The sequence below is a fragment of the Candidatus Bathyarchaeota archaeon genome (assembly GCA_026014685.1).
In the GTDB taxonomy this organism is placed as follows: Archaea; Thermoproteota; Bathyarchaeia; order Bathyarchaeales; family Bathycorpusculaceae; genus Bathycorpusculum.
On sequence record JAOZHW010000015.1, the window covers coordinates 169427 to 193842 of the forward strand.

Sequence of the window (24416 nt, forward strand, 5' to 3'; positions counted from 1 at the left end):
CGTTGTAGTCGTTGACAGATATCAGACAATATTTTTAGCAATCCATTCACCTACTGCAGTTTCTGTTGGTGTGCCTCTTATGCCGTAATGGTCTGCGGCGCTGTTCCAGTAAACAAGCCAGCAGCCTTTTAATCCCATGTTCTTGTAGAGTGTTAAGCCTTTTAGGATAAAGTCGGTTTGGGCTTGACTGTTAGATGTAGACATGCCGAACTCTGTAATCACTACGTCGCGGTTAGTGATTTTGTGCAGTACATCGACGAATTGGGGTGAGAGCACCAAAAACGCATCCATGAAAATGTCCAACCCCACAAAATCCAGCTTTTTACTCAACTCAATCGGCACGTTAGTTCGGATTATGTAGCTTATTCCGAAATTAGTGTAGAGCTGCACGTCAAGATGATGCGCCTGAACCGTATCATACATTATGTTAAATTTTGATGTGATTTCGTCGTCGGTGAACATGGCTCCTAGCGTCCAAGTCGAGGACAGTTCAGGCTCGTTAAAAATCTGGATGTATGCGAGGCGGTGTCCCCAGCGGTTTAGGTAGTAATCCACTTTTTCGGGTGTGTCTAGTGTTTTGATAACTAAGGCGACGTCTAAACCGTAATATTCGGTGGCTGCAAAAAACGCGTCGTTTTTGCGGTTCTGGTAGTGAGTATAATCTTCAGTGTCGCATTCCATAGTGATTCGGATGACTTTGAAACCTAAATCATGAATCCGTGCGACTTGGCCATAGATCTCTGATAAATCATCCTGTTCAAAGACATAATGAATCCCCACTTGAAACTCGGAATTGTTCTTCTGTGCCGACGCATAATACTGATAAGGAAAGAAAAGCTGAACAAACACCAGCAGAATACAACAGGTGATTATGATCAAGTTTTTGATTAGGCTTCTGTTTGTGAACTCTACAACTTCGTGAGCGATGCCCGCGACAATTTTATTCATGCACAACAGTATTGACGGAGTCAACTTTTATATTTTAATCAAAAACGGACTAAAAAGAAAGTTTAGAAGAAGCTCTGAATAGGTGAGTCTTCTTGAGTGTTTCCGCATTGGGTTTTGATTTCTTCGATTCTGGTTTTAGTCAAGGCTTTGATGTTGTTAAAGTTAGACATTTCGCCGTAACTAACAAGTGTGATGGCTGTTCCGTCTTCGCCTTTGCGTGCGGTTCTGCCGATGCGGTGGAAATAGTTCGGTGGGTCTTCGGGTACGTCGTAGTTGAATATGTGTGTGATGTCGGGTATGTCGAGACCTCTCGCGGCGACGTCTGTTGCGACCAGAAGGGTTCGTCTGCCGTGGCGGAATTCGTTGATTGCGCGGTCTCTTTGAGCTTGGGTAAAGCCTGCGTGAAGTACTTGACTGCGGTGGCCGCGTTTGTAGAGTTGGTCGGCTAAGCGGCTGGTTTCGTGGCGTGTTCGGCAGAATATGATGGCTTTTTCAACGCGGTCGTCTTGGAGTAAGTCGCAAAGGGCGTTGAGTTTGCCGCCTTGGTTGACGACGAGGTAGTATTGTTTCATTTGTGTTAGCGCGATTTCGTCTTTGCTTACAAGGATTTTCTGTGGGTTGCGCATGTACTTGTTGGCGAGGCGCATGACGTTTTCGTCCATGGTTGCACTGAAGAGGGCGGTTTGGCGGTCGCGTGGGGTTTTGGAGAGTATGAATTCGATGTCTTCTATGAAGCCCATGTCGAGCATGCGGTCAGCTTCGTCTAAAACAACAAAACGCACTGAACCCAAGTTTAGCACTCTGCGTTCCATGAGGTCGATGAGTCTGCCGGGGGTGCCGACGACGATATTGACTCCGCTTGCGAGCGAATGAATTTGTTTGTTGATTGATTCTCCGCCATAGACGGCTAGAACCTTAACCTTGGCGTATTTGCCGAATTTTGCGATGTTATCGGCCACTTGGTTGGCTAATTCGCGTGTGGGTACCAAAATGAGTCCTTGGACGCCGCGGATGTCACGGTTTAGGTTTTCTACCATGGGAACGCCGAAAGCGGCTGTTTTGCCTGTTCCTGTTTGTGCTTGCCCGATGACGTCTTTGCCTTCGAGTAAGGGCATTATTGCTTGAGCTTGAATCGGAAAAAGTGTGTCAAACCCAAGTTCGTTTATACTTCTTAGGACTTCTGGTTTTATCGGTAAGTCCTTAAATGATTGCATTTGCATTTCTACTGTTCTTCTGCCACAGATGTTTTTTCATGCTTTTCTGAAAGCTTGGCAGCTTTGTGATACATGAGTTAATGTGACAGCCACATGTTGGGCTGGGGCGTATAAAAACTTTTAGCAAAAATCATTGCAAAATCAACGTTCAGAAGCCCTAAAAACAGCGAAAACACCGCAACTGCTTAATAAAGCGTCATTTGGGTCAGCGATTAATTGACGAGCTCTCACAGCCAGCGGCTCGAAGCCGTCGCCTCACATCATCCCAGGCTAAAGTCTATGGGTGCAGAAATTTATCTATTTTGATAAGTAGATAAAGAAAAAGGATTAGTTACCTAACAAGTTGCGCTACAAAGTCTGATGCACGAGCGTCTATGTCTTCGGTTTCCCCGATTTTAACCACAACAGCATTCGACAGAACACCGCCACTTTGAAGGGCTGCAACGCCACCTTTGATTTGAGCGATATCTTCTGGAGTCGTTGCACATTGGCCACTTCCGAAAACGCCGACTTTAGTGTTTGCGTCAGGATTTAGGCTATTTAGCGTGCCAATAACCGAAGCTGTTGGTGCCCCTGCATAGATTGGTCCCCCAACAACGATGACATCGTATCCTGAGGTGACCGATGCAGCTGAACTTTTTATCCCTGCCAACGTAACCGTAAAGCCCTGGGATTGTAACTCTGAAGCAACTTTTTCTGCGACACGAGTTGATGCGCCAGATAAGCCGGGGTCGTAGAGAACCAAAGCAGTTCCCATAGATGCCCCTTGAGGTGTTAGGGTCTGTGTGCCCGTTGCAGTGTATGCGGCTAAATCGAGAAATAATATGGCTCCGATGATGACGAAGGCCAGGATTATAACTGCGAAAACTGCGAGGATAATTTTTAAAAGCTTTTTCATTTTGATTTCTTCTCCTTTAGTGTGACTGGTCTGATTTTCCATAAAAGGCTTGTGCAGCGATGAAGAATCGTACAAAAAAGAAAGCAGAACACACCTCAACCTCAAGGGTTTTGTTTACTTTAACGACAAATGTCGTATCTAAAGGCTTAAACCAAGCCGAGAGTAGGATAGCATATTGCGGTTTATGGTGGAGGTGAAAAAGGAAAATGCTGACATACAGAATCGAAGAAGATGAAGATTGGGAAGAAGGCGAAGACGAAGAATGGGAAGAAGAAGAATGGTAAACTAGCCAACTAACTATCTAATTATCTTTCTTTTAACTTTAAGGCAGTTATCGATGTGCTGCTTGCTCAACTTTTGAACAATAACTATTTAGGAGATAATCACATAATTTTTATTGGTATTTCTAATGGAAAAAACTAAACCTGAGAAATCATTAGAGAAAGCTGCCCACGGTATGGCTGACACCATGCTAGCAGTTATAGATAAATTGGCCGGGAAAGAATCGGACATTAAACTGAGTTTTGAAGACTTAACGCTCGATTTAGGAATGTTTAAAGCTACACTCAATGGCTCAATCGTTTTAGACATCGTTTACTCCAAAGAAGCAAAAACCTAACTTGCAGGGCAACAGATATGTCCCTAGCAGACATTTTAGGCCAGATGTTGCTGTCAGGGAAAGTAACTGTATCAACAAATAACGTTGAATCCATTGAAATCAGGGCTGCAAACAAAAAAATCGACGTTAACGCCGTCAACAAAACTATAGTAAAAGAAGCCCTGAAGGCGTCCCGAACTGGCGGAAACCAAGGCTTACTGAAAAGCTTAGATGCAGTGCGGAACAACTTGGATATGTTGAGGGGCGTGGCGGAGGAACTTTCAGACGCCGGGGTAACCGTTACGCTTTCTTATAAGGGCGATTTGGTTGCGACTTTGGGGTCTGAAGCTAAGCCTAAACTGTCAAGTGTTGTCACAGGTACAAAGGCTATTGAGATAAACAACCCGATTAAGCTCATCGAATTAGGTTTATAGTGTGAACCTTTTTCTTTTTTGTGTTAGTTCCGCTCAGAGATTACGTTTAGTAGGTTTTATCTTAAGTTTTAGATTTATAACTCACAAGTTCATTTCATACTTGGACGTTTAGCTATGACGCGAATCGCTGTATTGGACACCGACAAATGCAAAGTCAAAAAATGTAACCAACTCTGCGTAACCTTTTGCCCGATGGTACGTAGCAGAGTCGAAGCCATAAGAGTCGAAGGCAACAAAGCCATAATCTCCGAAACACTCTGCAGCGGATGCGGTATATGCGTCAAAAAATGCCCCTTCAAAGCCATAAGCATCGTCAACCTGCCAGACGAGTTAGAAAAAGATTGCAGCCACCGCTTCAGCGAAAACAGTTTCAAACTCTTCCGACTGCCCATGCCTTCACCCGGCACGGTGTTAGGTTTGCTTGGGCAAAACGGTATCGGCAAAAGCACTTCGCTGAAGGTTTTTGCAGGGGAAATAAAACCCAACCTCGGCAAATTTGAAGAACCGCCCTCTTGGGAAGAAGTTATCCAGTATTACCGTGGCTCCAGTTTGCAGGATTACTTTACGCGCTTAAGCGAGAAGCGTCTCAAAGTCAGCAATAAACCTCAGTACGTGGATAAAATCCCCAAAGCAGTTACGGGTAAAGTCGGGGATTTGCTGGAAAAAGTTGACGAACGCAAACAGCTTGATGCCATCGCTGACGAGTTGGAGTTGCGAAACATCTGGGATCGCCCCCTTGAGGTGCTCAGCGGCGGAGAGTTGCAGCGGGTTGCGGTTGCGGCGGCGCTTAGCCGAGAAGCAGACGTGTACCTTTTTGATGAACCTTCAAGTTACTTAGACGTTAAACAGCGGTTGGTGGTTGCCAGAGCTATTCGCAGCCTCAAGGAGCAGCAGAAAACCATAATCGTCGCCGAACACGACTTAGCCATCATAGATTACCTCTCAGACCAAATCTGCGTTTTCTACGGAGAACCAGGCGTTTATGGCGTCGTCAGCCACGTTCATGGAGTCCGAACAGGCATCAACATCTACCTGCAGGGCTACATACCCGACGAAAACATCATGTTCAGAAAAGAAAGCATAACTTTTCACGAAAAACCCCCCAGCACAGGCGAAAACATCGGTGCCTCTCTGCTTCATTGGGAAAAGATGGAGAAGACCTTTAGTGAGTTTAAACTCGTCATCGAACCAGGCGAAATCAAGACCGGTGAAATCATCGGTATCTTGGGACCAAACGGCATCGGCAAAACAACCTTCGTTAAAATGCTTGCGGGCATCGAAGAAACCGATGACAAACGGCAACTTAGCAAATTAACCGTCAGCTATAAACCTCAATACATAGCGCCAGACTATGAAGGCACCGTGCAGGAGTTGCTCATGAGTGTGGCGAAAGAGAATTTCACGTCAAGCTGGTACAAAACCGAAATCGCTAACCCTCTGCGGTTGCAGGTACTCATGGACCGCAACGTCATGGAGCTCAGCGGCGGCGAACTTCAAAAAGTCGCTATAGCAGCATGCCTCAGCCGAAAAACTGACCTGTTTCTGCTTGACGAACCCAGCGCATACCTCGACGTCGAAGAACGCTTAAACGTAGCCAAAACCCTGCGCCGCGTCGTCGAAGCGCACGGGATCCCCGCGTTTGTGGTGGAGCATGATGTGGTTACGCAGGATTTCATAGCTGACCGTTTGATGGTTTTTAACGGCAAGCCAGGTGAATACGGTTTAGCTCATCCGCCTACAAGTCTGCGTGGTGGGATGAACACTTTCCTCAAAGAAATGGGCATCACCTTCCGACGGGATTCTGTCACTTTCCGCCCGCGCGTCAACAAGGAAGGTTCACAGATGGATGAGTTCCAGAAAGGCATCGGCGAATACTACTACACCAAGATAGCTAAAGATAAAGAAGACAAAGACGAAGAGAAACCTAAACATAAAAAGTAGCCCTAAACCACGCGACGTCTCAACGTCTACCTCCCCTCCCTTATTTAAAGGCACAATACCGCCGCTTTGCCGATCCGCCACTGACCCCCTCCCTAATATATAGAACAGCGGACTAAGTGGATGCCCCTGTGATTACGCGCGGTAATCTCTTTGATGGGTTGTACGAAATAAGCTTAAAGGTGTTTTTTGCTTCAACGTGTTCGAGATTTGAATAGGTCAATGTTGACATCTTCACGGGTTAGTGGCATATTTATAAGGCAGGTGTGACAAATGAATTATTCGGGAGATAGGCGTCTGCAGATATGTTTCGCAATTCGTAATATAGTTTAAAAGCCTAGACGCCTTAACTGTATCAAAACGAAAGGAGATACCCAAATGGTGAAGAACGTGGACGAAGAGAAGATAAAAAGCGTGCTAACTGAGCCGAAGCTCGCCGCCATCAAAGCCATGCTCGAAAAAGATCATGCAATTGACTGCCTGCTTTTGCTCTATGTCGGACGCGGCAAATGGAAAGACGCCAAAGATTTCATGCGAGACAACAAGTTGACCCTAAGTGACGGCACTTTTAGGGCTAGAATGATTGAAATTGAATCTTTGGGTTTAGCCAAAAGCGAACGTATTGACCCACTCAAAAAGTATTATATGAAGACTGAGTTGGGTGAGAAAGTCGCGAAGTTGCTTCTCAAGTTCTTTGACGAGTTAAGTGAATAGAAGAGTCTTTCGCTTTTACTTTTCTTCTTATTTTCTTGTGTATGTTTGTTTTTGTGTGTTTTTTGGTGTAGTATTTGTGGTCTGTATTTTTGTTCAACAGACCAATAGTATTGTTTAGTAAGTCATAATATTTAAAAGCGTCTTTTTGAAAACCATAAGTAAAGCAAATAGGAGACAAACCAAAAAATGAACCCAATATTTAGAAAACTAAAGAAAAACTCGAAAGCACTAAGCCCCGTAGTTGCTTCAATCATCCTCATCGCCGTAACAGTCGCAGTCAGCGTCGTCGTCGCAGCATGGATGGGCGGCATGACCATCGGACTGATGGGAAACGCCGAACAAGTATCAGTAACCAATTATCAGTTTAGTGCTCCTGACACGGTGGTTATAAGCGTAAGAAATACTGGAACCGCTACAGTATCATTGAGTTCTGCAACTATTGATGGTGTCGCAGTTCAAGAAATCGCCCCAGTTGCTCCATCTAGTGATATGAATATTGCTAAAGGCCAAACCGGTACATATTCGCTTACAATTCCAGGCTCAGTTGCAAACTCAGAAGGCGAATTCAGCGCAGGCGCTCAATATTCAATAAAATTGGTCACAGCTAAAGGGACAACCATTCCATATACCATAACATACAACCCATAAAAAACCTACCTTTAGAAAACAATAATTCAGGGGTAAGGTGAAGGATTGCTTCACCTCTATTTTCCTTTTCTCTTTCAAAATCTGGAAGGAGCACACATATCATGGTAACACAAATCAAAGAATACACATCAGCCCAAGCAATAGCAGAAGCCATGGACAAACAACTCGCCGAAACAAAAAGCGTCCTAGGCGAATACCTGCGCAAACTCGACGACATCCGCACTTTGGCGGAAAAATCCAAAAAAATCCGCGACACCGTCCTACGGTTAGCAGGCAAAAAAGCCCCAACCGAGAACCCTGGCGAAATCACCGTGGGTACATTGAACATTGTTTTGGATGCCACACCGTTTCATGAGTTGTCCGCTATAGAATCCGTGGTCCGCAGCCACCAAGAACGGCTGCTGGTGTTGCAGAAAGTGCGTGAAGCCTTGAAGTGGCTGGATCAACTTGGCGACACGGAGGGCCTCAAGTACCTTGTTTTGGAGGACGAGGGCATCCCAGAACGTATCTTGTTCAAAATAGCTTAACCAAAATGGAAAGGAGCACACTTTGTGACTGAGGAACTTCGATCTGTTCTCGGCGAATTCCGCGTTTTAAGCCCAGATATCACAACCGCAGTGGTCTTCGGCTCAGACGGGGAAGCCATAGCCGCCACCGAAGGCACCACACCTGAACAAACCCAAGCCCTTATCACAAACCTCAACAGCATAACCCACGCGCAGTGCATAGGTGGAATCCAAAACTTAACCATCCAAGACGTAAATACTCAACTAACCGTTAACGCTGTTGACGAAACCTATTTTGCTGTGGTTTCTTCTCGGGGTGGGCAGCAGAAAGTTGTAAAGTCACTTACTGAAGTTGTGGCTCCAACGATTATTCGGCTGGCATTGGGGAAACTTGTTGTGAAACCGACAAAAACCGAGTTTACCGCTGAACCCGCTGAGGTGAAGGCTGAACCTGAGGTTTTAGCTGAAGTTGCCCCAGAAGAACCCGCCTTTGAATCAATCACCCAGCCAGAGGAACCACTGGAACCACTTGAACCTCCGTTGCCTAAAGCCCCAACCACGCAGTTTATGGTGGAAAAAATCAGCGGGATCCTAGTGCCTCCCGACACGGTTCGCATAGACAGCGAAGTCATAGACAAGTGGCGCGAACTCTACGGCAACAGACAATTCACCACAGTTCACATCGAAACCTTAGAGGGCAAAACCTTAACCTGCAAATTCAAGCCCATAAAAGACATCAAAGCAAACGAGAAAGGTATGATTCAAGTTCCAGAGCGAATTATCCAAATTTTGGGAAGCGGCAGGGGTAAGTTGGTTGTGGTTAAACCAGTGGTTGAGGAGGCTTAGTCTTGAAACAGGACGCCGTTACCGAAACTCAGCCTCTGCCTGATGCACCGACCATTGCTGTCGGCGAAGACAACTCGGTCTTCACAAGCTTAGCAGCTACCCTGACTGAAATCCGCAAACTCAAAGGCGTCGTTGGCTATATCTTGCGAAGCAACACAGCCGCCATCGTTGACCTGCCACAGCCAGAAACACCTGAATATGCGATGCTATCTGCACAGGTATCTGACAGCAGTAAAGGGATAGCCAAACAGTTCAACTTAACCGACGTAGAAAGCGTTTTGGTAGAAGGAAAAACACATAAACTGCTCTGCATACGCCTCGGCGAAAACAAAATAGGCATCTTCATGGAGAAAACATGCGCTCATGCGTGGATTGTGAAAAGAATTCTCCTCTAAACCCAGAGCCCTCCTTTATTTGTTGAGCAAACAGTCTAGTTAACATATAAAAATCACGTTTTGCCAATTCTTATTGGAAAACATCACTGTTTTCTGTTTTGCCCGCTGTGGCTGCTGCAGGGTGCTTCCATATTTTGAGAGGCGCATCGGCGATGTTTGTTATTAGGTATGTTGCGGGTTTGTTTTTGGTTTTCATGGGCGCCATGGATTGCTTAACCACGGTAGTGGGCACGCTTTACTTTGGTACAGTTGAACTGAACCCGCTGATTTCGGAGTTAGTGAATACAAATTTGTCTGCCTTTGCCGCGTTAAAATTGACTGTTACGGTTATGGTTGGTGTAATTTTTGTTTTAGCCGAAAAAACCTTACAGCGTAGCCGAAACGTTAATGACAAATCGTTTAGAACTGCCTATAAAATCCTGCGGTTTTCCTACATTGGGATTGTTCTGTTCCTTTTAGTTGTCGTCTTAAACAACCTCATCGTTCTGTTGCGGATGCTCTAAGGCAGGCAAGGACTTTAAAGCACCCCATACATACGCTTAAGCTGTGAATACTTTGCCCAGAGAATTCGTCCTGTTTTCACGTATGGGGAAAACCGACCCAAACTTCACCAGTCTCCACGACGCAGGAAGACTAGACATAGTACACGAATGCATCGTAAGTAGCCTATTCCTCTCTCATGGCTTGCGAAGAGACGTGAATTTCCACGCAGTCCTCAACGGACCACCCAACCCTCCAGTCCACCTTCAAATCAACGGCGAAACCCTCTACGACGTACGCACTGACATGGAAACATGGCAGCAAATCCTCAAAAAAACCCTCGCAGGCAAAACACACCCCGGCATCAGCAAAGATAAAACAGCCTTCGAAACCCTCCTAAAAAATAAAGCGCAGACGCATCAAGTGTTTATTTTGGAAGAGGATGGCAAAAACGTCTCGGATGTGGCGTTTCCAGAGCACTGCCTTTTTGTTTTAGGCGACCATGTGGGTTTGCCGAAAAAGGCAGAAGACTTCGCGCTTAGGTTTGGTGAAAAAATCAGCCTCGGCAAAACACCCTACTTGGCGGCTTCCTGCATAACCATAATCAACTACACCCTTGATCAGCAAACTAAACATGGCTCTTGAAGTGCTCCCAGCCTTTTGCCTCAACCTTGCGCCGTTTGCCCTCGATTTCCAGAACAACTTGCCTGTCAAACGTTGCGTGCCCGATGGGGATTAAGCATCCGCCGACGGTTTGAACCACCGCCTGCGCCTCTGCAAACTTGCCAGGCTTAACTGTTAGAACTAACTCGTATTCCTCGCCACCATAGAGTGCTAATTCTAGTGGGTCCAAGTTGTTTTGAGATCCGAATTCTTGGGCTTCAGGTGCGATGGGAGGTTTGTCGATGACGAAGCCTACTTTGCTTTTGCGTGCTAACTCATGTATGCTCCAGGCTAAGCCGTCGCTGGAATCCATAGAAGCTGTAACAAAGTCGTATCCGCGTAACGCCAACCCCTCGCGAAGCCGAGCTTTTGGGTTGTAAACTGCGTCTTCCAAAGCCGCACGCACCGAAGATGACGCCTTACCGCCGTCGAGAAGCATGCGTAGTCCGGCAGCGGTCTTGCCAAACAGCCCTGTAACAGCTAAAATGTCGCTGCCACGTGCGCCACTACGCAGCATCAAACCGCTTCTTGCAGTGCCAAACAGCGATATGCTGATGATTAACTCTTGGGTTTGGTTGGTGTCTCCACCGATAACGTATGCGCCGTATTCTCGTGCGCCAGTGTTGAGGCCGTTGGCGATTTCTGTCACGGCTTGTTCTGTCGCCAACTCTTTGGGTAACCCCAGAGCTACCACAATCGCCGTGGGCAAGACGCCTTTGGATGCGAAGTCGCTTATGTTCATGACAACAGCTTTGCGTGCAGCGGCAAACAGGCTCATCCCCGGCGGCACATCCGTAGAACCCACCAGCATGTCGGTTTTTAGGACAGCCATCCCTTCACCCCAAAGCGGCGCAGCAGAAACGTCGTCGCCGAAAGGAATGGGAAGGTCAGGCATAACGGTGAGGCGTTTCTGGATTAACTTGATGATTTCATGTTCGCCTAAGCGTGCTTCTCCACTCAAAGCATTATCCCAGCTGATAGGGCAAAAAGGCAAACTAGCAAATAAACAAGTAGATACCCCAACACACCTTAAACCAACATTTAAAAATACCCAGCGCCCTCAGATACGCAAAGAAACCATGCCTCGATGGCTCAGCCTGGTAGAGCGGCTGCCTCGTAAGCAGCAGGCCGCGGGATCAAAGCCCGCTCGAGGCTCCATTTGTAGTTTTGTTCTACGAATAGGCGTCAACTTGGCTGGGTTGGGAAGGTTTATTAGATTTTACTATAGGGATGTTTTTGGAGGCAAAGTACATGCGCCTTTTTACGCACGGTTCGCAAGAGAAACTTCGGTGCCCCTACAAGGGATGTGAAAAGCACTTCGATAAGCCAACCGTGATTACAGACACCTCAACTATTCCGCGTCAGACGCATTATGCTTGCCCCTACTGCATGTCACGCCTCGACATAGTCACTGAAAAAACGAAGATAGTGGAATTAAAAGCAGCAGAGTACCCAACAGTTTTTGATTCACCCGCCAAATGCGCCCACTTCAACGGGTTGCTAAACGCACCACCAGGCAGCATGCTTACCCAAGACGAATGCTTAGTCTGCCCGAAAGTGCTCCAATGCAACATACGCAAAAAATAGCTATACACCTTTTGTTGTTCAGCGAAGACGCCGCCTTAAAAGCTTCAAAGAGAAAACATTGTGGTTGTCTCATAACTACTGCAAACGCTTTTACGCTAAAAAAAGCGCAGTTTTAGCGTGTGCCTTACCCTTTAGTTGGGTGAGCACCGTTTTTAGGCAACAATAAGAGGCGCATCATCATTGGTTTTGGTTGAAGGACTAGAAATGCAAGGGGAAACAATCCCCAGATGGCAACTGGAAAAAGCATGGAAAACGCTGAGTGACAAGCCCTTGCCTAAAGTCAAAATGCTACAGTTAAGCGACTACGAATTCAACCATGTGCTGGAGCATAGACGATGCTTGGAGGATGACCTGCGGGAAATAGAGGAATGGGGACGAGTGCTGTCCACGCATGGTACAGACGCCTGTATCTTTAACGCTGAAGACACAGACGACGCAGATTACATCATATTGGTCAGGAAAAATCCGTATCACAGTTTAGAAGAGATTATTCTTCACGAATTGAGGCACATCGCCAACGGTGACCTCTAACCTAACTTGGCTACTGCGCGGCTAAACAGTTCAATTCCATCGGTGCTGGGCAAATCGGCGAAGTACAACATAAAATGAGTCACACCTAAATCAACATAAACCCCCAAAGCCGCCTCGCATTCATCCACTGTTCCGACTAGAGTGTATTTTTTGAAAGCTTCAAGCGAAGTGCCAGCGGGCTTGTATTTGGCGACTCTTTCATCCAAGGCTTTTTGGTCTGCTGCAACAATGATTTGCCCACTTGGCCAGCAAGACCGCTCTATCGCCCAAAAATCTCGGCCGACAGTTCTGCAGTGCCGCTCTAAAACCGCAAGCTTTCGCGTGTAATCCTCCACTGAGGGTATGAATCCCCAGTCGAAGCGGTCGGCGTGTTTGGCGGTGACTTTTAGAGTGTGTTTTTCTCCTGCTCCGCCGACGGTGATTGGGGGGTGTGGTTTCTGTTTGGGTTTGGGTTCGCAGACTGCATCTTTTAGTGTGTAGTATCTGCCTGAGTAGTTGGCTTTGCTCTCTGTCCAGAGTCGAGTGATTACGTCTAATGCTTCATCTAACTGTGCGACCCTAACAGACGGCTTAGCAAAGTCGAAACCGTACGCAGTATGCTCAGCTTCCTGCACGCCTGCGCCGACACCAAATTCTAAACGCCCCTCAGAGATCACATCTAGGGTTGCGGCTTCCTTAGCCAGTAACGCGGGGTTTCGGTGGGCGTTACAGGTTACCATGGTTCCGAGACGAATTCTTTGGGTTGACGCGGCAAGGGCGGCTAGTGTGGTCCAGCATTCAAGAATCTGGGCGTTGTTGTACATGAGGTGGTCGTCTATCCAAACCGAGTCATAGCCCAACTGTTCGCAGGTTAGAACGATTTTTTTGAGTTGCTCGTAGTATGGTTTGGGGTTTTGGGTTTGGAAAGCGTAGAAGGGGAGGAAGACTCCGAATTTGAGGTTACCCAAACATACCACTCTGAGTTGATTAAGCATCTATGGCCGTTGGACAGTAATAGCTTTAGCTATAAATCAGCAGAGCAGATGGGAGTCAGCGGATAGTTATCAAGGTCATTTTTCTTTGAGTATTTTGCCTTCAGCGCCTCTTTTTGGCAAACACAACAGCTTTATAGAATCGCCAATTTGCAGCCCCATTTTGAACAGTTAACCATCCATATACGTTGAAAAATGCACGTTTTCACCATAAAACACCCAAAGTCACCCCAATAAGTAATTATAATTCATAAAACCTATCTAAAACAAACCTAACTACCCCAGTGAATTCCCTATGCCGACTAAACCGCCTTCTATATTCGACTTGATGAATGAAGAAAGCGAAGCGGTTGATGAGGCAGAAGAAAAACGGCGGCAACGCAAAGAACTCCTCGAACCTACAGGCGTCAAAGACCTCTTCAAAGAAGGAAAAATCAGCATAAACAAGTTCACCTGCGTCGGCGGACAATGCAAACTCTGCATCAAAGCCTGCCCAACCAACGCGCTCTACTGGGGCACAGGTGAAGTCGGCATAGTTGACGATCTCTGTGTTTACTGTGGCGCGTGTGTTGCAAGCTGCATGGTGGATGACTGCATAAAGGTCGAGCGTACAGGCGAAGACGGCAAAGTTGAGAAATTTAGCAAAATGTCTGATTTGATTAAGCTGCAAGAGAAAAAGAACGCTAAAAAACGGTTTGAACGAGTAAAGTCAAACGCTATTCTTCTGCGGCGCGCGTACAAAGGAAAAGACGAAATTAAAAAAATTCGTGAACAGCAAAAACTCTACGTCGACCAAGAATACAGAATATAACAAGTACAACACCAACATCAATTTGCAGCTAGTTTGGTTCATTTTTTAGGGGCAATGTAACGTGGAACACGGTTCCTCGACCGGTCTCGCTTTCGACCATGATTTTTCCACCATGTGCTTCAACGATTCGTTTGCAGATAGGCAACCCCAACCCCATGCCCTTTGTTTTGGTAGTAAACAGCGGCGTCCAAAGTTTTTTCTGTGCTTCTTTCGGGATGCCTTGGCCTGTGTCTTTGAATTGGAATTGGATTTCTTCGGGTTTGCTTTGTGCGGTTATTGTTAGTGTGCCGCCGTTTGGCATTGCGTCAAAGGCGTTTGTGATTAGGTTTACAAAAACGCGGCTAACCTTTGCTACATCCACCGACATTTTTGGGGTGTCTTCGAGGTTTTCTTCCAATTTTATGTGGGGTGGCACTTTGACCATGGACAGCGCCATATCCAGTATCGACCTCGGAGTCGCAGTTTCTATCTCAAGCTTCATTTCGCGGGAGTAATCAAGTAGATCTTTGACGATTTTGTTTGAGTAATCTATGCTTTTCTCTATGGCTGAAAGCATATCTCTGCCTGTATCATCCATCAAGGCGCCGTAGTGGTTTTTGAGGTAGAAAGTCGCGGCGCTAATGCTGCTAAGCGGGTTCCGAAGGTCGTGACCAACCATACCTGCCAATTCACCGATGGAGGCAAACCGTTCTGCGGCAACAAGTTTAGCAGCCATCAGTTTGCGGTTGGTGATGTCGTGGATCACACAAGCGAACCCTAAATCATGACCTTTTTTGTTTCGAACAACCGACAGCGAGACCAAAACGTTTCGTGGTTCACCTGATTTTATGGTGAAAATAGTTTCGTGGTTTCGGATTTCTCCTGTTTTAGACAGCTCCAAAAGAATTTGGCGGTCGTTCTTTTCTGTTTTGAATAATTCTGAAAGGGGTTTGCCTATGATTTCTTTCTCGCTGTAGCCTGAGGCTGTAACGAATTCATGGTTTACTCGGATGATTTTTCCGTCGGCGTTTGCCAAAACTAAGGGGTCAGGCATCGCGGACAGGATGTTTTCTGCTGCCACCGCAGGGTTTAGGTTGAATAGCTTATAGCGCCAAATGGCGTAGGCAATTATTCCGCTGAAGAGGCATGTGGTGATGGAGTTTAGGCTTGGAAAAGGTATGTTCATCAAAGGAAAGATTGAAGTCGTGAACAGAGAAGAAACCACGGGGAAGGCTAATCCGAAAGTGATGAATTTGGTTTGGGTCTTTTTAGTATGGTCAGTGCTTCTAAAGTAGTATAATCCGCAAATGATGAGCGCCGAAAGCGCCAACGACGACGCCCAAACACTGTTAACCAACACTACCACGGATTCGGATACTGGCGGCGCAGAAAAATCAAAACCCCACTGTCTGAGTACAGGCGGCGCGGAGATCCAGTTGGTGGTTAAGTCTATGCCTGAAAAGATGGCTGCTGGAACATACATCAAAAGGTAAGTTACCTTGTGTTTGAGCAGGTCGCTTTCTGTGTAGGCAAGGGCGAAATGTATCAGAAACGCTGAGTAGAAGGGCCACAGGAAAAGGATTTTGCCCAATATCGAAGCGGTTTCTATAGATGTGGCTTGATAGCGTAGAAACTCTGCAAACGACCAAAAACTGCTCCACACCAAAGTTAACATGAAAACCTTGTTTACAAGGGCTTTTTTGTCTAGGTAGTAAACGGCGACGGCGGTGATGAGGCAGATGATGCTTGTGAAAAGAGAGAACCATGCAAACGGGGTCATACAGCACCGCCTCTAACTAGACGGCTGTTTTCTCTCTTCTGAATCAGTAAGCATCGTTGTTTAAGCAAGTTTTTCAGCGAGATTTTTGTATTCGCAAAACGAATATAAGGTCTGTGAACAATTAATTCGTATTAAAATGCCACGTTTAGGCTTCTTTTTGTTCTTTGCTTTGGTGTGTTGGGAGTGCTATGGTTATGGTTGTGCCTTTGCCGAGGCTGCTTTTAACAGCGATTTTTCCTCCATGAGCATCTATGAAGCGTTTGCAGACAGGTAAACCAAACCCCATACCCTTCGCCTTCGTCGTAAACATAGGGGTAAAAAGTTTCGTGAGAGTTTCTTGATTCATGCCTAAACCGGTATCTTGAAAACTGAAAACGACAACGTTGTCACTTTTTTTGGTTTTGATTGCTAGTTTTCCGCCTTCTGGCATGGCGTCAAGGGCATTTTTGATTACGGCAGCGAAGGCATGTTCAATCTTGCGAACATCAACTTCCATTGCAGGGTCGTTGGTTGCGTTGTTAACTATTTGGATGTTTGTTGGAATAGTTATCTGTTTAAGCGATGCATCGATCAGGTTTTTAGGGTCAGTCTGCGAGGGGTGCAGGGTGATGGGTTGGGAGTAATCTATTAGGTCGTTGATTATTTTGTCTGAACGCCTAATGCAGCTGTCGATTTCGTCAAGCATCTCGCTGCAAGCAGGGTCCTCGTTGGCGATGTTACTGTGAGTTTTGAGGTAATATGTGGCACTTCGGATGCCCTGCAAAGGATTACGGAGGTCATGCCCAATGATTCCCGCTAATTCCCCGATAGCCGCCAACCGTTCCGCGTTAAGCAGTTTCGTCTCCATTTCTTTGAGGTTTCTGTTTGCTTCTTCCAGCTTCTGCTCTAAGACTATGAAAGAGGGCAGACTGCTTGGGTTCACGGTTTGGGGTCGGTGGAACATGAAAGCGATGAACACCACCCCGAAAACCGCCAGCATAACGGGGATATCAATTGAAGTACCCAGATCAAGAACTAACCCCTCAAACAAAAAGCACAATGCGGCAATCAAAAAATTAAGGTCCGCTGAATCACGGCTTTTAGAGAAGAGGTAGATCAAAATTGGGACAGCGGTTCCAGTTAATAGAATCATCAACCCTAAACGCAGCTCCGTAAAGGGGAACTGAGCAAAAAACGCAGCCAAAGAAAGCACAGTTCCAACCATAAAAACAGCGAATGGAATTTGGAAGTTTTCAACTTTGAAGAGGCTTGACAACGCCGCTATGGCAACTGCAAGAGCCATCGGCATAAACAGCCACTCTCCAGCGGGAAAAAGCGGTGTTCCACCCAACGTTGCTATAATGGGGGCATAAAAACCAAAGGCTGATGTGAAAAGACCGAATGAGAACACGAGTTTACGTTTGTTTTTGTCTTTAAAATAGAGGTATATGAGTATGAAGGAAAGCGTCAGTGACGCAAGGAATGGAACGAACAAGAATAGGCTGTCTTTTAATGCTTGATACATTCATTTCCTCTACGCTAAAGCTGATATGGACCGTTAAAAACCTCTGCGTAACTGAGTCACTTAGTGCTTTGTGTGTAAATAAAATAACGTAAAGTAACGTACTAACGCAAACAAGAACCGCATCCAGATAGGAAAAACATGAAAGCAGACAGGAAAACTGATAAGCCAAAACATTATTCTACAAAAACCACAAGGAAGAAACCGTTATGACTAAAACTTACACTATAGCCGCGCTTAAAGGCGACGGCATCGGCCCCGAAGTCACCGAAGCCACCGTCAAGGTGCTTGAAGCGGTAGAAAAAAAATCAGATTTCAAACTTAACATTCTCTACGGCGAAGCAGGAGCACACTGCATTCCACAACACGGAACAAACCTGCCCGCTGAAACCGTGGAACTTATCAAAAAAACCCACGCATGCCTCAAAGGTCCCATGACCACTCCTGAAGAACCAGGCGCACCCGTCAGCGTCGCTGTTACCCTTCGACGAATGTTTAACCTTTACGCTAACGTGCGTCCATCGCGTACTTTCCCAAACGTGGAATCACTCAAACCCAACATCGACCTCATCGTAGTCCGAGAAAACACAGAAGGCCTCTACTCAGGTGCAGAGTCACTGCTTGCCCCCGGCGTTGGGGTGGCGCTTAGAATTATCACGCGTGAAGCCTCCCTAAAAGTCGCGGATTTCGCCTTCAAGTTGGCGATGAAACGCAAAAAACACTTAACCTACATCCACAAAGGCAACATCCTGCGCATAACCGACGGCATCTTCAAAGATGCAGTTAAAGAAGCACAGAAAAAGTATCCTGAAGTCGAAGTGGACGATTTACACATCGACGCAGCCACCATGCAACTCATCAAGCAACCCGAAAAATACGATGTCATGGTTACAACTAACCTCTTCGGCGACATCCTCTCTGACGAAGCGGCGCAGGTTACAGGCAGCTTGGGCTTGGCGGCAGGTGCAAACATTGGCGAAACCTATGGCATGTTTGAACCAGTCCACGGTTCCGCACCCAAATATACAGGCATGGACCGCGTGAATCCCATCGCAACTATAATGGCGGGCGCTATGATGCTGGATTGGCTGGGCGAGAAGGCAGCGGCACAGAAAATCGAAGATGCAGTCATCGCAGTGCTCAAAGAAGGCAAAGTCCGTACCCACGATTTAGGCGGCACCGCGAAAGGCAGCGAAATCACCGCGGCCATAGTTGCAAAAATTTAATCAACCTTTTTTCTTCTTCTTTGTTTTAGTTCACTGAAACAAAAGTGTTAGAGTCCACGTGGACTTCAACGCCGTTGTTTGCTTCCTTTATTCGGGAGTTAATCAACAAAAGGCGGGGGCTTTCACGTAGCAACCTCTCCAACTCTTCAACCTTCTCGTTCCAAACAACCACCACAACCTCGCCTGAATCATCCCTCAAAGCCAACCGCATAACCACCCCATCCGTGTCGCCTCTGGTGAACCCGTTTTTGCCATAAACCGCCTTCACAGTTCCACACACGTGAACATTGCCCATGTTGCTGTTTAGAGCGCCGATTTTTGTTGTGAACCTCTCTATCGGGGGGATGTTGGTTTTTTCGGGGGGTAACGGTTCGATTTGACTTTTATTGCCCATGTGTAACTCGACTTTGCCATAGCGGTCTTCCCGCGTGTACCCATGCAGGAGGCGAACGGTTTGCCCAGGTTTTAATTCGCCGCGCTCAACTAACTCGGCTTTCTCATTCCAAAGCACCACTCGCAAAAGCCCATCGCAGTCACCCAGCATCAAAGTGGCGAATTTACCAGATTTCTCTTCGCCCTGAAAAGTTTTCACAGGAAAAACCGCAATTAACCGCCCCGACACATTAACATCGTACAAGCCTGCAAGCAGCCGCCCTGACGTTATGGTACCGCAACTCTGAAAGTTGTTCTGCTGAACCGAAACGCCCAGCTTGGCGGCAATCAACCGCAACAGCGTTTCGTCACCCAACAACCCGTTGGTTCTAGCCCGCTCACGCTCCAGTTGCTCTAGGAGCTGAGTTTGGGTTATCTGTGGGTTTTTGGCTGTAATCTCCGCGATTAGGTCTTGGGTGGTCATTGTGCGCCGACACGATTAAACAGTGCAAGCACTTTAAATTTTTGCCTCTCGACTTGGTTTTGAGTATGTTTATTAAAAACGCAGAAGCCATGTTGTTTAGGTGCGCTGCAGTTGGAGTTGTCCCTTTTAATCACAATCGGCATAGCACTAGTAATAGTTGGCGTTGTACTGATTGTTGCCGCGCTTATCCGCGCCTCAGTTGGCGGCGAAAAAAGCGGTGAAAGCCGAGTAAGCGGCGCTGGGGTAATCATGATTGGGCCGATTCCCATAATTTTTGGGACAGATAAGAAAGCGGTTAAAACGGTTTTGGTTTTGGCGATAGCGCTTTCAGTGGTTGTTTTAGTTACTTTTTTGGCGTATTATTGGCTGTTGAGGTAGATGAAATTGTTCAGTGAAGAAAGCAGTGAAGGGGGAGTTGCTGTTTCTGGCAGAGTGATGAGTTTGCTGCTGGCTGGTTTTGTGCTTGTTTTTGTCGGCATCGCCGTTATAGTTGTGGCGTCGCTGGTTTTTGGCAACGGTGGAAGCGTGGGCGGCGTAATCCTCATCGGGCCCATACCGATCGTTTTCGGTTCAGGCCCAAACGCTGCATGGTTAATCGGCATAGGCGTAGTTTTAACAATAATCAGTGTTGCAGCGTTCTTTATCCTAAACAGGCGTACTAAAAGAAGCAACTAAAAATTGGGGTTTATTCTTCTGTTTTCTCTTCATCTCTACCGTAGTAGGCATAAAGGAAAATCAACGCTAAAGCAATGCCAATCGAGCCCATCAAGACGTACTGGAGTGTTACGAAGTATTCGCTTAATCCCATTGGGGTTCCCTCTGTATATCCTACTGTTGTAGCAACTTACATATTTAAATCTAAACCCAAAAAACCGCTTGAGCTTAAACTTCTTTTTTGACCTTGTCAGCAGGCGGCTTTTTCCATTCGTTCATAAGCATGTCGTAGCATTCGTCGTTTTCCTCGTAGGTTTTGAACCAGCCGAGGTTTTGGGCAAGCTTTTGTGTCAACAGATGGTAGCACATGTGGACTTTTTTGTCGAGCACCCGAAAGTAGAAGTCATCGCAGGTACAAAACTCCGCTTCAGGCATGATAAGGTAGTCACGTTCTCTGCCCACAACTATCCAGACAACTCTGCCTGACGGCTTAAAGATGTACTTTTTTACTCTGCCTTCTGTTACGGCGTCGAGGGCTTTGGTGAATCTTTGCCCAAACAATTCGTAGAGATCGTTGAGGTTGTCGCCTGAAAGTTTACCTGCAGCTTTGGCTTCTCTACAGATAGCATTTAGCGTTTCAACCTCAGAGTTATCGCTCATCGTACTCAAGCAACATATAGAAGGAGAGAGAATTTAGACTTTTAGCCTATACTAATTGGTTCACCACGGCTTTTAGAAGGTTCCTGCTTTGGCAAAACCACTTCTAAGACGCCGTTTTTGTAGGTTGAGGTGGCTTCTTTGACTTTAACTTTAGCTGGCAACTGGACTTCCTTGTAGTACTTGTACTGTGGCGTGTCCACGGAGATGTCAAGGGAGTCTTCGGTTCCGTGCAGTTTTATGTCGGTTTTCTCCACACCTGGCAACTCGGCTACCACGCGGACTTCAGCAGGGTTATCCACGATGTCCACCAGGGGTTCGCGTTCTTCTTTGACTTCTGGAGGTCCTTTGAGGCCTTTTTTGATGTTGCCGAACTCTTGGATTTCAGGTTTGCCGTCGGGTCCGATTTTCATACTGTAACCGTACACGAATGGCCCAAGCTCCTTCACAGTGCTGCCGTCAGGCAAAGTACGCTCCTTTACATATTCTTTGGGCACTTTCTGGGTGAAGTCTTTGAGTTCCTCATCCATCATCCGCTCCATCTCTTTAAACATGTTATCTATGTCGCCGAAGAAGGGGTCTCTGTTTGAGCTACGACGTTTTTTGACCCATTCAGAAAAATCGTCGTTATCTGACACACACATCACCAGTCTATTGAGGGGGATTGCAAACCAATAAATATATTGTAACAAACAAACCCAAACAAATGTCCTTTAAATAAAGAAAAGAGTCCTCACAACAGAAACAGCTGCATCTGAGGGTTATTTGCCGATTACACGCATATTCTCTACCATAACCCATGGAGCAATCAAAGAACCCATCTGCCGCTCGTTACCCCCCACTACCGCGACGTTTTTAAGGAGGTCAAATATGTTGCCTGCTAACATCACACCTCTACATGGATGCGCTGTTTCGCCGTTTTTAATTCTCCAGCATAATGTTGCCACCACTGAAAATTCTCCGTTAACGGGATTGCTGCTGTGTGCACCTTGAAGGTAGTAGACAAGCAAACCGTCACCCAACTCTGAGAGCATTTGCTTGGAGGTTTTGTTGCTTGGAAGTATGTGGAAGTTAGTGGTTTCAACTCCTGGCGTGGAGAGGTAACCTGCGCGTGATGCGTTGCCAGTACTTTCTTTTGATTCCTTTTTGGCGGTGTAGCTGTCGTAGAGGAAGTTACGTAAGATACCCTTTTCGATGACTGGCGTTTTTTGTCGAGGTATGCCTTCGCCGTCGAATACGGAGGTCCGTAATCCAGCAGGGTACAAGCCGTCGTCGTAGACAGTTAGATTTTCCGAGGCGACCTGTTCACCAATTTTGCCCTTAAACGGCGATTGATTTCTCTGTACACTATCAGCTTTAACCGCACCCATTAGAGTGTATGCAAAGAGGTCTTGGAGAGCAAATTGAGTTAGAATGACTTTGGCTTTTTTTGATTCGACAGGTTTAGGTTTTAGCGCTGAAACCGCCAGTTTAGCTGCTTCCTTGCCAACCCACTCGGGGTCAAGACGGTAGTTTCTTGCGGCGTTGAATTCAAAGCAAATCGGAGTCACCGCGCCGCCTTCTTTTGCCAGCGTCGCGAGGCTGCACTCGACGATGGTGCCCTTATCGTAGCCAGTGATGCCACTAGAATTAGCGATAGCAGCTGAAACACATCCGCTTCCCACTCCGCCCTCAACTGGAAACACACGCTTATCCACACCGCCCGCGGCATCCAGCATCGTCGAGGTGACTTTAACTAAATCTTCAGGGCTGAGCGCAACAATTTTCTCGTCGAAAGTGCCTTCGGTGCCGCTGTATTGTTTCTTTTGGGGGAGTCCGTTCCAGTCTGGGTCGGGTTTGCTTGCTTTCGCTGCGCCTAGTGCACGGGCAACCACGTTTTCGATGGCGCCTTGGTCGTTGATTATGTTGGTGTAGGCGAAGCCGATGGCCTTGTTTGCGACGACGCGCACGCCTATGCCGCGGTCGATTATGCGGTTGGTTTTGCTGATTTGCCCCAACTCTACGCCGATGTTAACTGCTTGACCGTCGTAAACGTAAGCTTCTGCTTCCGCTGCACCCAACTTAAGCGCCGCTTTCACCGTGTTCTCCGCTAAGTTGAGCATAATGTTTTTTTCAAGCGCTGCCACCGACAACCACCTCGCTGACTCTTATGTGCGGTCCACCGTCACAGATAAACGCTGTCTGACCCTTACCACACCTTCCAGGGTCCAAATGAAAATCTTTCCCGACACCATCCACTTTATGCAGGGTTTCAAGTGTGTTGCCGCTTATGGATGCGTTGCGCACTGCTGGGCCGATTTCTCCGTTTTTGATTTCGTATCCTTCTTGGATACCGACTTGAAAAGTGCCGTCTAAGCTGGCTTGACCTCCGCGGAAGCTCTTGAAGTAGTAACCTGATTTGACGCCTTCAAGGAGTTCTTCGAGTTTTTGATCGCGGGGTGCCATGTAGGTGCATCGCATACGGATGATGGGTTCCACACGGAAGTCTTCTGCCCGCGCGTTGCCTGTTGGGGCGGTGTTGAATTTGTGTGCGGTGTCGCGGTTATGCATCAAGCCAGAGACGACGCCGTCTTTTATGAGCAGGGTCTTTTGGCTGGCGACACCTTCGTCGTCGTACTTGAATGCGCCAAACGAGCCCTCCACTGTGCCGTCGTCGTAGAAAGTGACAAGATTTGAGCCTATTTTTTTACCCATATTGGAAGCCAGTACACCGCCTGAAAGCGCCAAATCCGCCTCCGCCAAGTGCCCAAACGCTTCATGCACAAACACGCCAACAACGTTTGGACCCAACACAACGGGGAATCTGCCACCCTTTGGGCATTTTGCACTAATTTGTTCGACGGCTCGTTTCGCAACGGTTCTGCCTAATTCTTCGGGTGCGTATTCGTCAAAGAGTTCGTAGCCTTTAGTGGAACCTATTTCTTCGCGGCTAAACGTAAACTCGCCGTTGTTTTGGGCTGAAGCGGTGACACGAGCCCACACGTAGAGCTTATCCTGCTCGATTGCAGCGCCTTCACTGTTAACGAAAAAGCCCTTAATCAACAAGTCAGCATAGTCTATTCCACAACTTTTGATTTGCCCATCGAAACCGAGGATAGCTTTATTTATAGTCAGCGCGGTTTTGATTTTGTCCTCCACTGACACTTCAGAGGGGTCTTTTTTCGGCTTAACTGTTACATGGTCTTCAACTGCCTTCGATGGCGCCAGCTTAATCGGCGTCTTGAGGCGTGTGCTCGCCAGTTTTGCCATCCGACAGGCATCCGACAAGGCACCCTCCAAAATGGCCGCGTCCAGCGAACCAACCGAGGCAAAACCCCATGCACCATTGACGAGCACACGGATGGCGACGCCGTTTTCTATCCCCTGCTTGGCGGCTTCCACCCGTTCCTCTTTGAGCGTCAGCATCGTTTTTGCGATGTGCTGTGCTCTTGCTTCTGCGTACTGTGCTCCGAACTTGTCGGTGGCGGCTGTAGTGATTTTTGTGAGAAGGTCCTTCAAGATAATCGGTCCTATAGCGGTAATAGGATTTTTGTGGGGGGATAAAACGGTTACGTTTTCTCATCTAATGGGGGCTGGTGCTC

General features: G+C 47.0%; 30 protein-coding genes and 1 tRNA gene. 17 read left to right on the plus strand and 14 right to left on the minus strand.

The window, feature by feature from the left end; translation table 11 throughout:
- Positions 1 to 21: 21 nt before the first annotated feature.
- From NWE96_10710 to NWE96_10720, 3 genes are all read right to left on the minus strand, one after another.
- Positions 22 to 948, minus strand: a complete 927-nt coding sequence (locus NWE96_10710) for a hypothetical protein (GenBank protein MCW3984444.1) — start codon at positions 946 to 948, stop codon at positions 22 to 24.
- A 62-nt stretch (positions 949 to 1010) separates the two neighbouring features.
- Entirely contained in the window at positions 1011 to 2162 is a 1152-nt protein-coding gene (locus NWE96_10715) for a DEAD/DEAH box helicase (GenBank protein MCW3984445.1), read from the minus strand.
- Between the two features lie 331 nt (positions 2163 to 2493).
- Entirely contained in the window at positions 2494 to 3060 is a 567-nt protein-coding gene (locus tag NWE96_10720) for a flavodoxin domain-containing protein (protein ID MCW3984446.1), read from the minus strand.
- A gap of 409 nt (positions 3061 to 3469) precedes the next feature.
- Between NWE96_10720 and NWE96_10725 the strand changes: the two genes are divergently transcribed.
- The 8 genes from NWE96_10725 (at position 3470) to NWE96_10760 (ending at position 9139) form a co-directional block, all read left to right on the plus strand.
- Positions 3470 to 3679, plus strand: coding sequence for a hypothetical protein (locus NWE96_10725; protein ID MCW3984447.1), 210 nt, complete (start codon positions 3470 to 3472; stop codon positions 3677 to 3679).
- Between the two features lie 17 nt (positions 3680 to 3696).
- Positions 3697 to 4092 (plus strand): hypothetical protein, encoded by a 396-nt coding sequence (locus tag NWE96_10730; GenBank protein ID MCW3984448.1) that lies wholly within the window; start codon positions 3697 to 3699, stop codon positions 4090 to 4092.
- 114 nt (positions 4093 to 4206) lie between these two features.
- The gene (locus NWE96_10735; protein MCW3984449.1) at positions 4207 to 6033 is read left to right on the plus strand and encodes a ribosome biogenesis/translation initiation ATPase RLI; all 1827 of its coding nucleotides are present in this window, start codon (positions 4207 to 4209) and stop codon (positions 6031 to 6033) included.
- Between the two features lie 375 nt (positions 6034 to 6408).
- The gene (locus NWE96_10740) at positions 6409 to 6744 is read left to right on the plus strand and encodes a hypothetical protein (GenBank protein MCW3984450.1); all 336 of its coding nucleotides are present in this window, start codon (positions 6409 to 6411) and stop codon (positions 6742 to 6744) included.
- Between the two features lie 186 nt (positions 6745 to 6930).
- Complete coding sequence (locus tag NWE96_10745; GenBank protein MCW3984451.1) at positions 6931 to 7392, plus strand: hypothetical protein; 462 nt, start codon at positions 6931 to 6933, stop codon at positions 7390 to 7392.
- A 101-nt stretch (positions 7393 to 7493) separates the two neighbouring features.
- On the plus strand, positions 7494 to 7919 hold the full coding sequence (locus tag NWE96_10750; protein ID MCW3984452.1) for a hypothetical protein: 426 nt from the start codon (positions 7494 to 7496) through the stop codon (positions 7917 to 7919).
- 24 nt (positions 7920 to 7943) lie between these two features.
- Entirely contained in the window at positions 7944 to 8744 is an 801-nt protein-coding gene (locus tag NWE96_10755; GenBank protein MCW3984453.1) for a hypothetical protein, read from the plus strand.
- 2 nt (positions 8745 to 8746) lie between these two features.
- Positions 8747 to 9139, plus strand: coding sequence for a roadblock/LC7 domain-containing protein (locus NWE96_10760; GenBank protein ID MCW3984454.1), 393 nt, complete (start codon positions 8747 to 8749; stop codon positions 9137 to 9139).
- A gap of 70 nt (positions 9140 to 9209) precedes the next feature.
- Here NWE96_10760 and NWE96_10765 read toward each other — a convergent pair whose 3' ends face one another.
- On the minus strand, positions 9210 to 9344 hold the full coding sequence (locus tag NWE96_10765) for a hypothetical protein (GenBank protein MCW3984455.1): 135 nt from the start codon (positions 9342 to 9344) through the stop codon (positions 9210 to 9212).
- On the opposite strand from NWE96_10765, the gene NWE96_10770 reads away from it, so the two are divergent.
- Together NWE96_10770 and NWE96_10775 are read left to right on the plus strand one after the other, a co-directional pair.
- Positions 9343 to 9642: a DUF5658 family protein gene (locus tag NWE96_10770; protein MCW3984456.1), complete on the plus strand. Its 300-nt coding sequence runs from the start codon at positions 9343 to 9345 to the stop codon at positions 9640 to 9642. The two genes, NWE96_10765 and NWE96_10770, sit on opposite strands and share 2 nt — an antisense overlap.
- A 52-nt stretch (positions 9643 to 9694) precedes the next feature.
- A complete protein-coding gene (locus NWE96_10775; GenBank protein ID MCW3984457.1) occupies positions 9695 to 10264 on the plus strand; it encodes a tRNA (pseudouridine(54)-N(1))-methyltransferase TrmY in 570 nt (189 codons plus the stop codon).
- Here NWE96_10775 and thiL read toward each other — a convergent pair.
- Positions 10248 to 11243 (minus strand): thiamine-phosphate kinase, encoded by a 996-nt coding sequence (gene thiL, locus NWE96_10780; protein ID MCW3984458.1) that lies wholly within the window; start codon positions 11241 to 11243, stop codon positions 10248 to 10250. The genes NWE96_10775 and thiL overlap by 17 nt on opposite strands.
- A 120-nt stretch (positions 11244 to 11363) precedes the next feature.
- Here thiL and NWE96_10785 point away from each other — a divergent pair.
- The 3 genes from NWE96_10785 to NWE96_10795 all read left to right on the plus strand — a co-directional run bounded on the left by NWE96_10785 (position 11364) and on the right by NWE96_10795 (position 12400).
- A tRNA-Thr gene (locus NWE96_10785) sits at positions 11364 to 11440 on the plus strand.
- Positions 11441 to 11533: 93 nt separating this feature from the next.
- On the plus strand, positions 11534 to 11869 hold the full coding sequence (locus NWE96_10790) for a hypothetical protein (protein MCW3984459.1): 336 nt from the start codon (positions 11534 to 11536) through the stop codon (positions 11867 to 11869).
- Positions 11870 to 12049: 180 nt separating this feature from the next.
- Positions 12050 to 12400 carry a hypothetical protein gene (locus NWE96_10795; GenBank protein ID MCW3984460.1) on the plus strand — a complete coding sequence of 117 codons (351 nt, stop codon included), beginning with the start codon at positions 12050 to 12052 and terminating at the stop codon, positions 12398 to 12400.
- On the opposite strand, the gene NWE96_10800 is transcribed toward NWE96_10795, so the two are convergent.
- Positions 12397 to 13347: a TIGR03560 family F420-dependent LLM class oxidoreductase gene (locus NWE96_10800; protein MCW3984461.1), complete on the minus strand. Its 951-nt coding sequence runs from the start codon at positions 13345 to 13347 to the stop codon at positions 12397 to 12399. The two genes, NWE96_10795 and NWE96_10800, sit on opposite strands and share 4 nt — an antisense overlap.
- A gap of 319 nt (positions 13348 to 13666) precedes the next feature.
- Between NWE96_10800 and NWE96_10805 the strand changes: the two genes are divergently transcribed.
- Complete coding sequence (locus NWE96_10805) at positions 13667 to 14182, plus strand: hypothetical protein (protein ID MCW3984462.1); 516 nt, start codon at positions 13667 to 13669, stop codon at positions 14180 to 14182.
- Between the two features lie 28 nt (positions 14183 to 14210).
- Here NWE96_10805 and NWE96_10810 read toward each other — a convergent pair whose 3' ends face one another.
- A complete protein-coding gene (locus tag NWE96_10810; protein MCW3984463.1) occupies positions 14211 to 15941 on the minus strand; it encodes an ATP-binding protein in 1731 nt (576 codons plus the stop codon).
- 145 nt (positions 15942 to 16086) lie between these two features.
- Positions 16087 to 17445: an ATP-binding protein gene (locus NWE96_10815; GenBank protein ID MCW3984464.1), complete on the minus strand. Its 1359-nt coding sequence runs from the start codon at positions 17443 to 17445 to the stop codon at positions 16087 to 16089.
- Positions 17446 to 17651: 206 nt separating this feature from the next.
- On the opposite strand from NWE96_10815, the gene NWE96_10820 reads away from it, so the two are divergent.
- A complete protein-coding gene (locus tag NWE96_10820; protein ID MCW3984465.1) occupies positions 17652 to 18668 on the plus strand; it encodes an isocitrate/isopropylmalate dehydrogenase family protein in 1017 nt (338 codons plus the stop codon).
- A 25-nt stretch (positions 18669 to 18693) separates the two neighbouring features.
- Here the strand turns inward: NWE96_10820 and NWE96_10825 are convergent, their stop codons facing one another.
- The gene (locus NWE96_10825) at positions 18694 to 19524 is read right to left on the minus strand and encodes an OB-fold nucleic acid binding domain-containing protein (protein MCW3984466.1); all 831 of its coding nucleotides are present in this window, start codon (positions 19522 to 19524) and stop codon (positions 18694 to 18696) included.
- A gap of 111 nt (positions 19525 to 19635) precedes the next feature.
- Between NWE96_10825 and NWE96_10830 the strand changes: the two genes are divergently transcribed.
- Entirely contained in the window at positions 19636 to 19902 is a 267-nt protein-coding gene (locus NWE96_10830; protein ID MCW3984467.1) for a DUF131 domain-containing protein, read from the plus strand.
- 6 nt (positions 19903 to 19908) lie between these two features.
- A complete protein-coding gene (locus tag NWE96_10835; protein ID MCW3984468.1) occupies positions 19909 to 20199 on the plus strand; it encodes a DUF131 domain-containing protein in 291 nt (96 codons plus the stop codon).
- A gap of 10 nt (positions 20200 to 20209) precedes the next feature.
- On the opposite strand, the gene NWE96_10840 is transcribed toward NWE96_10835, so the two are convergent.
- The 5 genes from NWE96_10840 to NWE96_10860 all read right to left on the minus strand — a co-directional run bounded on the left by NWE96_10840 (position 20210) and on the right by NWE96_10860 (position 24333).
- The gene (locus NWE96_10840) at positions 20210 to 20332 is read right to left on the minus strand and encodes a hypothetical protein (GenBank protein ID MCW3984469.1); all 123 of its coding nucleotides are present in this window, start codon (positions 20330 to 20332) and stop codon (positions 20210 to 20212) included.
- Between the two features lie 74 nt (positions 20333 to 20406).
- Complete coding sequence (locus tag NWE96_10845) at positions 20407 to 20838, minus strand: hypothetical protein (protein ID MCW3984470.1); 432 nt, start codon at positions 20836 to 20838, stop codon at positions 20407 to 20409.
- Positions 20839 to 20879: 41 nt separating this feature from the next.
- Complete coding sequence (locus NWE96_10850; GenBank protein ID MCW3984471.1) at positions 20880 to 21473, minus strand: Hsp20/alpha crystallin family protein; 594 nt, start codon at positions 21471 to 21473, stop codon at positions 20880 to 20882.
- Between the two features lie 123 nt (positions 21474 to 21596).
- Positions 21597 to 22961, minus strand: a complete 1365-nt coding sequence (locus NWE96_10855; protein MCW3984472.1) for a TldD/PmbA family protein — start codon at positions 22959 to 22961, stop codon at positions 21597 to 21599.
- A complete protein-coding gene (locus tag NWE96_10860; protein ID MCW3984473.1) occupies positions 22948 to 24333 on the minus strand; it encodes a TldD/PmbA family protein in 1386 nt (461 codons plus the stop codon). Before NWE96_10860 ends, NWE96_10855 begins: the two co-directional genes overlap by 14 nt.
- Between the last annotated feature and the right edge of the window lie 83 nt (positions 24334 to 24416).

Excerpts from the sequence above, each read along its gene's own strand:
- NWE96_10710 (MCW3984444.1), bottom strand. The coding sequence starts at position 948 with ATGAATAAAATTGTCGCGGGCATCGCTCACGAAGTTGTAGAGTTCACA.
- NWE96_10715 (MCW3984445.1), bottom strand. The coding sequence starts at position 2,162 with ATGCAATCATTTAAGGACTTACCGATAAAACCAGAAGTCCTAAGAAGT.
- NWE96_10720 (MCW3984446.1), bottom strand. The coding sequence starts at position 3,060 with ATGAAAAAGCTTTTAAAAATTATCCTCGCAGTTTTCGCAGTTATAATC.
- NWE96_10725 (MCW3984447.1), top strand. The coding sequence starts at position 3,470 with ATGGAAAAAACTAAACCTGAGAAATCATTAGAGAAAGCTGCCCACGGT.
- NWE96_10730 (MCW3984448.1), top strand. The coding sequence starts at position 3,697 with ATGTCCCTAGCAGACATTTTAGGCCAGATGTTGCTGTCAGGGAAAGTA.
- NWE96_10735 (MCW3984449.1), top strand. The coding sequence starts at position 4,207 with ATGACGCGAATCGCTGTATTGGACACCGACAAATGCAAAGTCAAAAAA.
- NWE96_10740 (MCW3984450.1), top strand. The coding sequence starts at position 6,409 with ATGGTGAAGAACGTGGACGAAGAGAAGATAAAAAGCGTGCTAACTGAG.
- NWE96_10745 (MCW3984451.1), top strand. The coding sequence starts at position 6,931 with ATGAACCCAATATTTAGAAAACTAAAGAAAAACTCGAAAGCACTAAGC.
- NWE96_10750 (MCW3984452.1), top strand. The coding sequence starts at position 7,494 with ATGGTAACACAAATCAAAGAATACACATCAGCCCAAGCAATAGCAGAA.
- NWE96_10770 (MCW3984456.1), top strand. The coding sequence starts at position 9,343 with ATGGATTGCTTAACCACGGTAGTGGGCACGCTTTACTTTGGTACAGTT.
- NWE96_10765 (MCW3984455.1), bottom strand. The coding sequence starts at position 9,344 with ATGGCGCCCATGAAAACCAAAAACAAACCCGCAACATACCTAATAACA.
- NWE96_10790 (MCW3984459.1), top strand. The coding sequence starts at position 11,534 with ATGCGCCTTTTTACGCACGGTTCGCAAGAGAAACTTCGGTGCCCCTAC.
- NWE96_10805 (MCW3984462.1), top strand. The coding sequence starts at position 13,667 with ATGCCGACTAAACCGCCTTCTATATTCGACTTGATGAATGAAGAAAGC.
- NWE96_10810 (MCW3984463.1), bottom strand. The coding sequence starts at position 15,941 with ATGACCCCGTTTGCATGGTTCTCTCTTTTCACAAGCATCATCTGCCTC.
- NWE96_10815 (MCW3984464.1), bottom strand. The coding sequence starts at position 17,445 with ATGTATCAAGCATTAAAAGACAGCCTATTCTTGTTCGTTCCATTCCTT.
- NWE96_10820 (MCW3984465.1), top strand. The coding sequence starts at position 17,652 with ATGACTAAAACTTACACTATAGCCGCGCTTAAAGGCGACGGCATCGGC.
- NWE96_10825 (MCW3984466.1), bottom strand. The coding sequence starts at position 19,524 with ATGACCACCCAAGACCTAATCGCGGAGATTACAGCCAAAAACCCACAG.
- NWE96_10840 (MCW3984469.1), bottom strand. The coding sequence starts at position 20,332 with ATGGGATTAAGCGAATACTTCGTAACACTCCAGTACGTCTTGATGGGC.
- NWE96_10845 (MCW3984470.1), bottom strand. The coding sequence starts at position 20,838 with ATGAGCGATAACTCTGAGGTTGAAACGCTAAATGCTATCTGTAGAGAA.